Annotated in this window: 13 protein-coding genes; 7 read left to right on the top strand and 6 right to left on the bottom strand. The window is 35.7% G+C overall.

Annotated elements, in window-relative coordinates; translation table 11 throughout:
• Positions 1 to 31: 31 nt before the first annotated feature.
• The 6 genes from ACMAYX_RS10555 to ACMAYX_RS10530 form a co-directional block, all read right to left on the bottom strand.
• A complete protein-coding gene (locus ACMAYX_RS10555) occupies positions 32 to 535 on the bottom strand; it encodes an NADPH-dependent FMN reductase (RefSeq protein ID WP_103216459.1) in 504 nt (167 codons plus the stop codon).
• Between the two features lie 16 nt (positions 536 to 551).
• On the bottom strand, positions 552 to 1,535 hold the full coding sequence (locus ACMAYX_RS10550) for a succinylglutamate desuccinylase (RefSeq protein WP_412471937.1): 984 nt from the start codon (positions 1,533 to 1,535) through the stop codon (positions 552 to 554).
• Between the two features lie 8 nt (positions 1,536 to 1,543).
• Positions 1,544 to 2,764 (bottom strand): threonine ammonia-lyase, encoded by a 1,221-nt coding sequence (gene ilvA, locus ACMAYX_RS10545; protein ID WP_412471936.1) that lies wholly within the window; start codon positions 2,762 to 2,764, stop codon positions 1,544 to 1,546.
• A gap of 9 nt (positions 2,765 to 2,773) precedes the next feature.
• Positions 2,774 to 3,292, bottom strand: coding sequence for an FxsA family protein (locus ACMAYX_RS10540; protein ID WP_103216462.1), 519 nt, complete (start codon positions 3,290 to 3,292; stop codon positions 2,774 to 2,776).
• Between the two features lie 103 nt (positions 3,293 to 3,395).
• Positions 3,396 to 4,145 carry an SH3 domain-containing protein gene (locus ACMAYX_RS10535; RefSeq protein WP_392991008.1) on the bottom strand — a complete coding sequence of 250 codons (750 nt, stop codon included), beginning with the start codon at positions 4,143 to 4,145 and terminating at the stop codon, positions 3,396 to 3,398.
• A gap of 51 nt (positions 4,146 to 4,196) precedes the next feature.
• Positions 4,197 to 4,616 (bottom strand): TerB family tellurite resistance protein, encoded by a 420-nt coding sequence (locus tag ACMAYX_RS10530; protein ID WP_158246760.1) that lies wholly within the window; start codon positions 4,614 to 4,616, stop codon positions 4,197 to 4,199.
• Positions 4,617 to 4,820: 204 nt separating this feature from the next.
• On the opposite strand from ACMAYX_RS10530, the gene clpS reads away from it, so the two are divergent.
• From clpS to ACMAYX_RS10495, 7 genes are all read left to right on the top strand, one after another.
• Positions 4,821 to 5,177 (top strand): ATP-dependent Clp protease adapter ClpS, encoded by a 357-nt coding sequence (gene clpS / locus ACMAYX_RS10525; RefSeq protein WP_255407607.1) that lies wholly within the window; start codon positions 4,821 to 4,823, stop codon positions 5,175 to 5,177.
• Positions 5,178 to 5,194: 17 nt separating this feature from the next.
• A complete protein-coding gene (clpA, locus tag ACMAYX_RS10520; protein ID WP_103216465.1) occupies positions 5,195 to 7,528 on the top strand; it encodes an ATP-dependent Clp protease ATP-binding subunit ClpA in 2,334 nt (777 codons plus the stop codon).
• A gap of 379 nt (positions 7,529 to 7,907) precedes the next feature.
• Entirely contained in the window at positions 7,908 to 8,363 is a 456-nt protein-coding gene (locus ACMAYX_RS10515; protein ID WP_412471935.1) for a hypothetical protein, read from the top strand.
• A gap of 262 nt (positions 8,364 to 8,625) precedes the next feature.
• Entirely contained in the window at positions 8,626 to 10,131 is a 1,506-nt protein-coding gene (gene miaB, locus ACMAYX_RS10510) for a tRNA (N6-isopentenyl adenosine(37)-C2)-methylthiotransferase MiaB (RefSeq protein WP_412469857.1), read from the top strand.
• A 94-nt stretch (positions 10,132 to 10,225) separates the two neighbouring features.
• Complete coding sequence (locus ACMAYX_RS10505) at positions 10,226 to 10,852, top strand: hypothetical protein (RefSeq protein ID WP_103216468.1); 627 nt, start codon at positions 10,226 to 10,228, stop codon at positions 10,850 to 10,852.
• Positions 10,840 to 11,883, top strand: a complete 1,044-nt coding sequence (locus ACMAYX_RS10500; RefSeq protein WP_103216469.1) for an aminopeptidase — start codon at positions 10,840 to 10,842, stop codon at positions 11,881 to 11,883. Before ACMAYX_RS10505 ends, ACMAYX_RS10500 begins: the two co-directional genes overlap by 13 nt.
• Positions 11,884 to 11,899: 16 nt before the next feature.
• Positions 11,900 to 12,850: a hypothetical protein gene (locus tag ACMAYX_RS10495; protein ID WP_412471934.1), complete on the top strand. Its 951-nt coding sequence runs from the start codon at positions 11,900 to 11,902 to the stop codon at positions 12,848 to 12,850.
• Positions 12,851 to 13,015 lie beyond the last annotated feature (165 nt).

The following is a 13,015-nucleotide window of genomic DNA, read 5'->3' as shown; positions in this document are numbered from 1 at the left end:
CTCCTTTCGGAGCTTTTTGTTTATCAGAAATTTAAGCAAGCTTTACTAGGCTAGCTAGTGCATCTCTTGCACCATCTTCATTTAATTGTTTACTGTAGTTTGTTAGAAGTTTACGTCCAACAATATGTAGACCAATAAATGACAGTTGATTTTGCATTGCCTGAATAACGTATTGACCACCGCCACCAGAGTGAGTTCCTAATACTGCTGGCTTATCAACAAATGCCTCACGCCAAGATTCACCACCTGAGCGAGATATCCATGCAATTGCATTAATAAATGAAGGAGTAACTGATCCATTATACTCCGGAGTTAAGAAAACAAATCCTTTTGCAGCGATAAATTTATCAGTAAGCTTTACACCGTCGGCCGGGATTCCATTCTTTTCTTCTTCAGCTGTATATAGAGGTAACTTATAGTCACTTAGTTTTACGATTTCAAATGACTTCCCCGTTTCTTGTGCTAGCTCAAGAATCTTATCTGCCATCTTAAGGTTCATTCCGTCACTTGAAGTGACGATTAAAAAATCACTCATTTTCTCTCCTGATTCGTTATTCTAATTCTTTTATAAGTAATAATGCTCTTTGCCCTAAGATAACCTTAGAGTTTGGAAAAATCATTCGTAAATTGTCTTCCGGAGCTTTGTACTCTTCGTTATTTTGGGTAAAAATATGATGTCCTTTTTTAAAAGGCGTAAAATTTGCGCTCTCTTCTTCATCAAATGTGAAACTAAAGTCATCATATTCTTTATTGATTGATTCATAGATTGAAAAAGCTTTAGGAAAAGGTTTCTGCACGAGTTCTTTTGAACTTAAAAGTTTTTCAATAGTTTCTTGTGCTGCTTTAAATTTACCTTCTGGATTTTTGCCAAAAGGATACACTTTTCCAAGTTCAACTGTTGCACTAAAAGCATTGAATTTTTCGAAAGTAAACGAACTAAAGACCGTCGACTCTTTATGTGAAAATAGAGATGCTTCAACTTCCATATTGGCCAGGGCCAGATTAAACTCTTCATCTCGTTTACGATCTTTAGACTTTGGCACTAATGCAAAGCGCTCCATTTCACTCTTCTTTAAGGCGCAATGTAAGTCAAAGTGAAAGAGCTGTTTTTGTTTATACTTGGCTACAAATTGATAGCAACGTTGCTCAATCACATTGGCTCTTCTTACTTCATAATTATCAGATAACTTCTTATAGGCTCCGTTAAAGCAGCGATTTAGATTATATTCACTAAAACGCTCACCAATATTCATTGCTCTCGGATTACCAAAGATAATAAGAGTAGGGGAAGTCAGTACGATCTCGTCATTGTATATTTTCTCTAATATCTCATTCGTAAATTCGATAGGGGCCGTTTCATTTCCGTGAATTCCACATGAAATAATATAAGTATCATCTGTCTCAATAGACTTTGGCGTAACTTCAATAATACCCGTATCATGAATTTCAAATTCACTAAAATTAGAATTAAATGATTTTGGCGCAAGTCCATTTTCATTTTTTCGAGTAAGCTTTAAGAAATTTAATTCATTCATTAGAATTCCTAGACTCTCTTTGCACTAAAGCCCATTGAGGTTAGTTCATCAACGATTTCTTTTATATGAAGATGCCCTCTGGTTTCAAGTGAAAATTCAACTTCTGTTTCTCCAAGTACACTAGTCGTAAATGCTCTATTGTGGTGAATTTCAAGAATATTAGCTTGTTTAGAACCAATAATATTAGAAATTTTAGCAATTGTTCCTGGCGTATCTGGAACATTGACAATAATCGAACATGAGCGACCAGAAGTTATAAGACCTCTTTCGATAATTCGATCTAAGATATTTAAATCAATATTTCCGCCGCTTACGACGAGGACAACTGTTTTACCTTTAATATCCTTGAATTGATCATATAAAAGGGCCGCTACTGAAGTTGCACCTGCACCTTCGCAAAGAACCTTCTCATACTCAAGAAGTGTAACAATAGCATGTGAAATTTCGGTTTCTTTAACCGTTACAATTTCATCTACATATTTTTTTACAGTATTAAATGTATTATCAAGAACTGTCGTTACAGCAATTCCATCAGCAATTGTTTTTCTCTTATCAATTGTAACAATTTTATCTTGTTCAATTGATGTTTTCATTGCTGGCATTTCAACTGCTTCAACGCCCACAATTTTTGCTCGGCTACCACTTTCTTTTAGGGCGGTTGAGATTCCCGAGATAAGGCCACCTCCGCCAATTGGAATGGCTACAAGATCAACATCTGGTAGTTCATCAATAATCTCTAAACCGATAGTTCCTTGACCTGCGATAATATCTTTATCATTGAAAGGATGGATGAAGACCTGGCCGGATTCTCTTTGAATCTCCAAGGCTTTTTGATAAGCATCATCATAGAAATTTCCGTGTAAGATAACCTCAGCACCAAATTTCTTTGTTCCTTGAATTTTTGCAAGAGGAGTGGACTCTGGCATAACAATTGTTGCTTGAATCCCAAGCTGCTTTGCCGCAAGAGCAACACCTTGAGCATGATTTCCTGCTGAAGATGCGATGACTCCCTTATCTTTTTCCTCTTTTGTAAGCTTAGAAAGACGATTAAGGGCGCCTCTGATTTTATAGGCTCCAGTTAACTGTAGATTTTCTAGCTTTAAATAAACCTGGCAATCAAACTTCTCACTTAAAGTTGTCGAGTAGGTTAGTGGTGTTTTTATAATACGATTTTCAATTGCAAGTCTTGCATCTTGAATATCACTTAGCGTTACATTGGTTGTTGTCATAAGGAGATCTTACTTCTTTTCGTAATCAACTTCAAATGTGTTCTCATCAATTTGAATAGGGCCATTTTTAGTCCCTTCATGACGGGCCTGAGCATTATAGGCGTTGCCAGAATAAGACGAGAAACCACCACCATTTTTAAATGAATAGAATTGAACATTGCCACTTTCGATTGAACTCATAAAGAACTTCTTTAGGTAGATCAGCCAAAGATGGCGAGTTAACGGAAGTACCATTGAAAGACCTAGAACATCTGTTAAAAAACCCGGAGTTAAGAGCAGTAGTCCACCTCCAAAAACAAGTAGTCCATGGATAAAACTATTTGCTGGAACTCGCCCCTGAGAAAGTTCTCCTTGAATTTTTGCGAGAAGGGCCGCTCCTTGTGACTTCGCTAGTGCTGCTCCAATTACACCTGTAATCAGAACTAGTAGAAAAGTATTTCCTCCACCAATTTGACCACCTATCGAAAAGAGTAGGTAAATCTCAATTGCTGGAATAACTGTGAATAACATTACTAATATTGGAAACATGGTACCTCATTTATTTTTGTGTACCTATAAGATGGGATGAAAGAAATTATTGTCAAGGTTGGGAATTTCGAAAGCTCGAAATTCCCTTGTTATCTTATTGAAATTAAATAGATTTTAAGTTCTTTGAATCGTAAACCCAACCTTTATGAGTTGAGCCTTTAAGATAGTTTTTGAATTCAATTTGAACCCAATCACCATCAGTTTTTATGATTTCTACGCGTGTATTTGGTGCGACAACCTCTAGTTTTTCACCTTTTGTGCTTGGGATTGCTCTAAGGTTAAGATACTTAACTGGCGTATGATATTTTTTTTCAACAGCTGCTACTACTGGCTTAACTATCTCTTTGGTAATAACTTGTGTCTTTGGTTCAGACTTAAAGATCATTGCACTAACCAATAGCGAAGTCGCAATGATTGAAGCCGCTATATAAAGGGGCTTTTGATCTTTTTGGCGATTTGAAGAATCAGCTTCTTGAGCTGGCTTCATCTCAATTTGTTCACGAACATTCTTTTGATTAATGATAATAGATTGAAGAAGCGACTCAAGTCTTTCAAATTTTTCATTTACTTCTTTTGTTTCGAATCTTCTTTCTAGATCTTCGATCTTTTTATAGAGATTATCTTTCTTATCTTCTCTATTTATATTAGCTACATGAGTTTCAACATCTGAGGCGATTACCGTTTGTGTTGTGGATTGTAATAGATTAGAAATTGGGCCACTTGATGCTTTCTTCTCATTCTTTTCAAGCAGGCTTGAAAAGTTGAAATTCCCTTGAAAATCATCATTCATAAATTGTGCGGCTTTTTTTAACGAGTTTTCTAGATTTCTCTTAGAATCAACACTCTCTTTCATTAAACTTCCTTGTCATAAATTTTAATTACTTAAAGAGTGTAGAGAATAGTTTTAAACTTGAAAAGTTTTTAAATACTCTTTCACATCCGCTTGCGCGCTTAAGAAATATTTCTTTTCAAGAACGAGTGCATTGGCAATATAGCTAATCTCATTTGATTCAACATTATCAACTTCACCGTCAGCTGCAGCAATTGCAAAGAGGGCCTTTAGGACTTGGTAGCGCTCTTGTTGAGACATGATATCCACAAGAGGCTTACAGTAACTTCTCGTATCAAGGCCCGAGAGCTCTTTCATTTTTTCAATTGAGTATTCAGTTATTAACTCAGCTTCTTGCGAGTTTAATTGAGTCATTCCTGTAATGATCTTTTGCATTTTCGTTTTCTCACTCTGACTAACGTGAAAATCAGAGTAGGCAATACGAGCAAGTAATCCACAAATACAAGATATAATAACTTTCCTTTCATCGTTCATTGTAGGAAATTTCTTATTTAAATAGGAATGTATCTGATTAATCGAATTTGATTCGTGATCGGCCTTCAGAGATTTGAAAAATTCGAAGAAGTTCATTATGGACCTTTTTTAGAGATTTTCAGTCGTATATACCTTGTAAAGAGTAACACAGATAGGCGATAATGGAAAAAAAGAAAATAAATTTAGCAAAGTCGAGGAAGTAATTTGAATAAGTTTGAAGTTGGCGATATTGACATTAGAAAAATGAATACCATCTTTAGTACACAAGAGGATGGTGATGTAGCACTAGAAGATAAAGTAAAGGTAAAGAAGCCTTCAAAATATCATGTCATCCTACATAATGATGACTATACGACAATGGAGTTTGTCATTTGGGTATTGATGCATGTCTTTAACAGGAGTCAAGAAGAGGCCATGAAGATAATGTTAGATGTCCACAATAATGGTCGAGGAGTATGTGGAACCTACTCATACGAGGTTGCTGAGACAAAGATGAATAAGGTTATGTCAGAAGCAAAGAAAGAGGGTCACCCACTGCTTTGTACTGTTGAGCCTGAATAGGCACAGGAGAAATATAAATGATGTCAAAAAAGCTAGAAACCATCATTAATGAGTCAATTCAAAGAGCAAATTCTTTGAAGCATGAATATTTGACTCTAGAGAATGTTCTTTTATCTCTTCTTGCAGATGAAAATGTAAGAGAAGTAATTGAATATTGTGGTGGCGATCTTGAAGAAATTGAAAGTGAGCTAAATGAATTTATCCACGATGATTCAAATTTTAGTATTCTATCAGATGATCAAATTGAAACACTTTCTAAACAACAATTCGTTAACGATGAGTTAAGAGAGTTGGCACGAGAAAATGGTATTGTCTATCAACCAGAAATATCAATGTCACTTCAAAGAGTGATTCAAAGGGCCGCGATTCATGTGCAATCAAGCGGAAAAAGTCAGATATTAGGAATTAATTTATTAGTTTCTCTTTTCCAAGAGAAAGAAAGTTTCGCACTTTACTCTCTTCAAAAGCAGGGTATTGAAAGATTTGATATTGTTAAGGCCATCTCACACGGTCTTGGCCCTGAGGATGAAGAAGAAGTTCCTCGCATTGAATATGTTGAAGGCGAGGAGCCTCAATCACGAAATAAGAAAGGCGACTCTTTCTTAGCTAAGTTCACTGTGAATTTGAATGAACTTGCCAGAGAAAATCGAATAGATCCTCTTGTTGGTAGAGAAGAAGAAGCTTTAAGAATTGTTCAAATTCTTTGTCGTCGTCGTAAGAATAATCCTCTTTTAGTTGGAGAAGCTGGTGTTGGGAAAACAGCAATTGTTGAAGGACTGGCCCAGAGGATTGTAGAAGAAAAAGTTCCAGATATTTTAAAGGGAACAACTATCTTTAATCTTGATATGGCCGCCTTGGTAGCAGGTGCAAAATTTAGAGGTGATTTTGAGCAAAGAGTAAAAGGTGTCATCAAAGATCTAGAGAATTTAGATAAAGATGGTAAGAAGGCCATACTTTTTATCGATGAAATGCATACCGTGATGGGTGCAGGTGCTACCTCTGGTGGTAGTATGGATGCATCTAACTTGTTAAAGCCGGCCTTAAGTCGTGGAGTTGTTAGAATTATTGGTTCCACTACTTACGCAGAACATAGAAAGTTTATTGAAAAAGATCCTGCTTTTAATCGTCGTTTTCAAAAAATTGATGTGGATGAGCCTTCAAATGAAGACACAATTGCTATCTTAAAAGGATTGCGTCCAAAGTTCGAGTCTTATCACGGAGTTAAAATCTCAGACAGTGTCATTAAAGAAGCCGTTGCTTTAACATCGCGCTATCTTATGGATCGTAAAAATCCTGATAAGTCGATTGATGCCATTGATGAAGCAGGTGCTTTAAACCAAATTAGACCTGAAAATAAAAAGAAGTCTTCAATTACAAAGAAGGATATTGAGGATGTTGTCGCTAAAATGGCCAATATTCCAAAAATAACAGTTGAAACTACTGAAAAAGATAAGCTAAAGGATCTAAATAAAAATCTTAAGATGCTTATCTTCGGACAAGATCATGCAGTTGATGAAGTATCACAGGCCATCTATATGTCTAAGTCAGGTCTTGGTGATGAAGGCAAACCTATTGCGAGTTTCCTATTTGCAGGGCCGACTGGAGTGGGTAAGACAGAACTAGCGAAGCAGCTCTCAATTCAGCTTGGTTGTCACCTTGAACGCTTTGATATGTCAGAATATATGGAAAAACATTCTGTCAGTAAGTTAATTGGTTCTCCTCCGGGCTATGTTGGTCATGATCAAGGTGGATTATTAACAGATGCTGTTAAGAAAAACCCACATTCTGTCCTTTTACTTGATGAAATTGAGAAGGCCCATGTCGATATTTATAATATTCTTTTACAAGTTATGGACCATGGATCACTAACAGATTCACAAGGTAGAACAACAGACTTTACTAATACAGTCATTATTATGACTACAAATGCTGGTGCAAAAGAGATGGATAGTGGCTCTATTGGCCTTGCCAAGACATCTTCAAAGAATATTGGAAAGAGAGATCAGACCATTAAGAACTTTTTTAGCCCAGAATTTCGTAACCGTTTGGATGGAATTGTCCATTTTGAGAAACTTTCTACAGAATACATTGTTAAAATTGTTGAAAAATTCGTTTCACAACTAGAAATTAAGTTAGCGGCCAAGAATATTGAGATCGTTTTAAGTGAAGATGCAAAAATTTGGCTAGCAGAAAATGGTTTTGATGAGAAAATGGGTGCTAGACCAATCGCTCGAATCATCGATCAGAAGCTTAAGAAGCCAATTTCTACTGAGGTTTTATTCGGAAGTCTAACTCAAGGTGGAAAAATAGAAGTCGTCGTTGAAAATGATGACTTAAAATTGAAATTCTAATCTTTTTAACATTCTAAAAACAATCAAACTTACATTTTTTAAATGATGAAACTGCCCTGAAAGGGCAGTTTTTGCTTATTCTTTGAAAAAAAAATGAAAAAAAATTTCGCTTAATTTTTTTATAAGAGTAAGCTCGAAACTAACGTCTATCAGGAAGATTTGAATGTTTTATCTTTTTATGAAAAGCCGTGCTGTCGGCTCGTTTCGACGTTTTCTTTAAAAATAATGTAAAGTAATTTCAAATTTAATCCGAAGTTAAAAAAGAACATAGGGAAATAAAAAAGATGCTTATGCTTATCAAAAAGTAATTTTTTATTTGCACACAAATAAAATTATGTTTACCATAAACATAAGTATTGAAAAAACCAGGAGGATGTCAATGGCAGTTAAGAAAACTACTAAAAAGACAACTAAGAAAAAAGTAGCTAAAAAAGCTACAAAAAAAGTAGCTAAGAAAGCAGCAAAGAAAACTGCAAAGAAAGCTACAAAAAAAGTAGCTAAAAAAGCTACTAAGAAAAAAGTTGCTAAGAAAGCTACAAAGAAAGTAGCAAAGAAAGCAACTAAGAAAGTTGCAAAGAAAGCTACTAAAAAAGTAGCAAAGAAAGCAACTAAGAAAGTAGCAAAGAAAGCAGCAAAGAAAACTGCTAAGAAAGCTACAAAAAAAGTAGCTAAAAAAGCTACGAAAAAAGTAGCTAAGAAAGCAACTGCTAAGAAAGCTACAAAAAAAGTTGCAAAGAAAGCTACAAAAAAAGTAGCTAAGAAAGCAACTGCAAAAAAAGCGACTAAAAAAGTAGCTGTTAAGAAAGCTACAAAAAAAGTTGCTAAAAAGAAGTAAGAAGCACTTTTCTTAATTCAATAATGAGTGGGCCCGCTTATAGCGGGCCTTCTTATTTTCAAATCTATTTACATTCCACCTAAAAACATCTAAAAAAAGACCATATTATCGCCAGATTTTACAGCTGTTACGATAAAAAGAACTCAATGATTTCAACATGTTACAACTTTTAACGTTGTAGTATTTTCCTTGGTTTTGTCGTTATTTCAGCTACTTATATGTATTTCATCTCCTCATTTTGCCCGTAGGTAGGGCAGGGAAAATGAAAAGAAAGGCGATAGAAGGAAAATTCATGACAACAGATATTTCTCCAACTGGTTTAGGCGTAAGTAAGCAAAATCACGTAGCTTCATCATTTATAGATGAAAAGTCAGGTGATCGCATTGTTCAACTAGGGGATGTATCGTTTCCTCCACGTAAGGTTTGGATGAAAACTTACGGTTGTCAGATGAATTATCATGATACTGAACGTATTCTTTCTCACTTAAAAAACTTAAATTTCTCTCATACTGAAGAATTAGAAGAGGCCAGTCTGGTTCTTTTCAATACTTGTGCAGTTAGAGAACTTGCAAATAATAAATTTTATTCACAATTAGGTGAACTTAAACATCTAAAGCAGCAAAAAGGTGATGACCTGGTTATTGGAGTTGGTGGATGTGTTGCCCAAACAGAGGGAAAAGATCTTGTAAAAAAATTCAAGCATCTAAACTTCGCCTTTGGTCCAGATACAATTGATACAATTAACGATATGGTTTATCGCACTTATGCAGGTGATGATAAATTTTCAGTAAATACTTGGGATCGTTCTAGTAACTTTTCCATTGAAACAAAAATTAATCATGGAACTCCACAAGCATTCGTTAATATCATCAAGGGTTGTGATAAATATTGTACTTACTGTATTGTTCCTTATACTCGTGGACGCGAACGCTCAAGAAAGCAGGCCGAGATTGTTGAGGATGTAAGAAGACTTGTTGAATATCAAGGTGTTCAAGAGGTGATGCTTCTTGGCCAAAACGTAAACTCGTTTGGAAAGGAAAATGGGGAGCGTCTGTCTGATTTAATTATGGATCTAGATCAAATCAATGGCCTAGAGATTTTAAGATATACAACATCACATCCTTACGATGTATCTGATGATCTAATCGCAGCTCATGGGGCGGCAAAGAAATTATCAAAACATTTACACCTTCCAGTTCAATCTGGTTCAAATACAGTTCTTCAAAGAATGAATCGTGAGTACACAAAAGAGCATTACCTAGGTCTTTTAGAAAAACTACGTACCGCTCAACCAGATATCGTTCTTTCGACAGATATTATCTGTGGTTTCGTAAATGAAACTGATGAAGAACACAAAGAGACTTTAGATCTTTTAGAAAGAGCACAATTTGATTTCATTTACTCATATGTTTACTCTCAAAGAAGTAAAACTCGTGCAGCTAAGATGGAAGATTTTCTAACTCAAGAGATTCGTAAGTCACGTCTTCACGAAGTACAAGCTTTTCAACTTGCTATTCAAGAAAAGATTCGCGCTAAGATGGTTGGTAATGAGTACCGCGTATTAGTCGAAGGCTCAAATACAATGAAAGGTGAGACTAAATGGAAGGGAAGAACGAATTGTAATCGTCTGATTCACTTTAAAGGTCCTAAGGAAAATGAAGAGTTAAACCTTAAGTGGCACTGGGTTGATGTTAAGTGTACGTCGACTACTGCACTTTCTTGTCAGGGTGAACTACTTCAAGATCATGGCCGTCGCTTAAGTAAGTAGTTGTAATTACGAAGTGAAATGGAGTTCTTTGCCTAAATAAGCATTAGTAACTTCCTAAGTTGTAAAATATCCTTGAGTATTTTTTGGGGATATTATGAAATTACGCTTACTTTTACTTTGCAAAATGACGTTCTTAGCTTTGTTAACGATTAATTCACAGGCCTTAACAGAACTTGATCTCGACTTTAATTACAAGAAGAATATTTTTGGTCTCGATCGTGAGTCTTACGAAACGACTCGTATGTATGCAGGCTCTGTTACTTTCTACTTTCTTTCAAAGACAGGTATCGAACTTAATATTTCTCAGTCAGAAAATGAAATTATCGGAAAATATGATAACTCAGGTCTTTCAACAGGACTTGTAATTGAAAATGAATACACCAATATTAAAACTCAAAGCTTTGGTATCGGGATAAGACAAGCTCTTTCAAGTCGTAAATCATTTCTTCAACCGCTAATCTCTCTTGGTTGGAGTCGCCAGCAGTATACTCTTTATTCAACAACTTTAGTTAAGGACTTAGATACTTCGACCGAATATCTCATCAAGTCCGGAAAAGAGAAGTCTAGTTACGATGCAATGTTTGGGGCATTTGCTTTAAAGGTCATGCTAACAAGAACTTTCTCAATAAAGGGCTCAGTAAGAACGGTCTTTCGTGCTTTTGAATTTGAACAAGCGAGAGATCAGTTAAGTTACAATGCTGGGATCTCATGGTTGTTCTAAACAGACTTTTTCTTCTCTCAATTTTATTCACGAGTTTATCTTGTGCCAAAATAAGTTATCTAACTGAGCAGGGCATAGGACAAGTTGATATTCTTTGGAGTGCTCGAGCTAATCAGGATGTCTTAAAAGACCCGAAGGTTAGTGAAGAATATAAGAATAAAATTAAACAAATCGAAACCTATAAAAAGTATTTCTATGAATACTGGAAAAGGCCTACTACAGATATTTATTCTAAGACGACACTTTTAAAATCTCGTGCAGTTACTTATCTCGTTATAGCTTCTAGACCTAATGAGATAAAGGCCCGCAAAGAGTGCTTCACTTTCTATGGATGCTTTCCTTATCTTGGATTTTTCAAAGAGGAATCTGCAATGGAGTTTGCAAAGGAGCTTGAAAGAGACGGATATGAAACTTATACAAGAGATGTACTGGCCTATTCGACACTTGGAAACTTCAATGACCCAATTCTTTCTTCTTTTTTTGAATATGGAAAGTACAGCTTAACTGAAACAGTCTTTCATGAACTATTTCATACAATCTTCTTTGCTAAGAATGAAGTCGACCTAAATGAAAACCTTGCCAACTACTTTGGTGAGCAAATGCTTATTGAGTATTACAAGAATGATAAAGAACTGGTCAAATATTTCAAGAATCTCGAGTTAAATGCAAAGCTCAAGAAGGCCGTTACGATTCACGCTAAAAACCTCAAGGAAATTCTTAAACAAGATGCCTGGGAGAGTAAGAAGAAAGATTATCTTACGATAACAATGCCCAAAGAACTAAGTATGCTTTGTTCTAGTCTTGAGGTCACAAATTGTTGGCCTGCAAAAATGGAGTGGAACACAGCATCTTTGGCAGCTTTTATGACTTATGAGAAAAGTCAGTCTCAAATTGGCGAATATGCTAAGAGATTTAATGGTGATCTAAAAGCACTCTTTGCAAATATTGAACAACGCTATCAAAAGTACCTTGAAGATGACGTGGAAGGTAGCTTTGAGGACTATCTTTTTAATTTCAAATCGCTGAATTAATGTTATCTTTCTTGATATGAAAAACAAGAAACACTTATTCTTTATTGATCCAATTGAAAAACTTGTCACAAAGAAAGATTCGACAATCTTAATTGCTCTAACGATGCAAGAAAGAGGCGAGGATGTTTATGTTCTTTTTGAAAAAGACTTCTTTGTCCAAAATGCTAATGGCATTCAGTTTGACTGTTACCGCATTAGTGGAAAGATCAATGAAAGTTTCTATGTTGAAGATTTCGAAGTAGAAGATGATTCACAAGTTGTTTCAATTGATTCAAATACAGCAATTCATATGAGAATTGATCCACCATATGATTCGCGCTATCAGCGCTACCTTTGGATGCTTAATTTCTTAACTGAGATGTATGGTGTTCAGGTTTTAAATAATCCATTAGGAATTATGAAACATAATGAAAAGCTTTCGGCCTATACAAGAGAGCTTAGCCTTGATAGCTATGTAGGAACTTCTCTTGCTGGTGCTAAAAAGTTTGTTGCAGCTCTTGCTTCTCGTGGGGTCCAAGAATTGATTTTAAAGCCTCTTGATCTTTATCAGGGTATTGGTGTGCAAAAAGTAGGCTTGGACGGATTTGAAGGGCATTTTAAGGCCAAATGCGATGAGTTTAAAGGGCCAGTTGTTGTACAAGAGTTTGATGCTTCTGTTATTGAAGGTGAAATTCGCACAATTTTCTATCGTGCTAACGAACTGGGAACAATTCTAAAGGTCCCAAAAGAAGGCGAGTTCCTTGCCAATATTGCTCAAGGAGCAAAGTATTCTGCCGTCGAATTAGATCCTGAAGTAAAAGCAGAGTGTCAGCATATTTGCGAAAAGCTTATGGCCGACGGAGTTGATTTAATTGCTTTTGATATTCTTGGTGGAAAGATTTCGGAAGTAAACGTAACGTGTCCGGGATTAATGGTGGAGGTTTCTTCTGCTATGAAAAGAAACCTCGCACTTGAATTATTTAGATAATTACATTCTTGGAGCTGAAGCCGGAAAGTCTTTTGTATAGTCAGTTGAAAATTGAAGATCGAAGCCTACACAGTCATTATCCCATACTCGGGCCATTGGGCAGTAACCATTCACTTCAGCGCTACTTTGACTATAACCTTGATTTAAATAGAACTGACAAGACCA

Source organism: Halobacteriovorax sp. RT-2-3, from assembly GCF_047085075.1.
Taxonomy (GTDB): domain Bacteria; phylum Bdellovibrionota; class Bacteriovoracia; order Bacteriovoracales; family Bacteriovoracaceae; genus Halobacteriovorax_A.
This window is presented reverse-complemented; position numbering and strand designations above follow the sequence as displayed.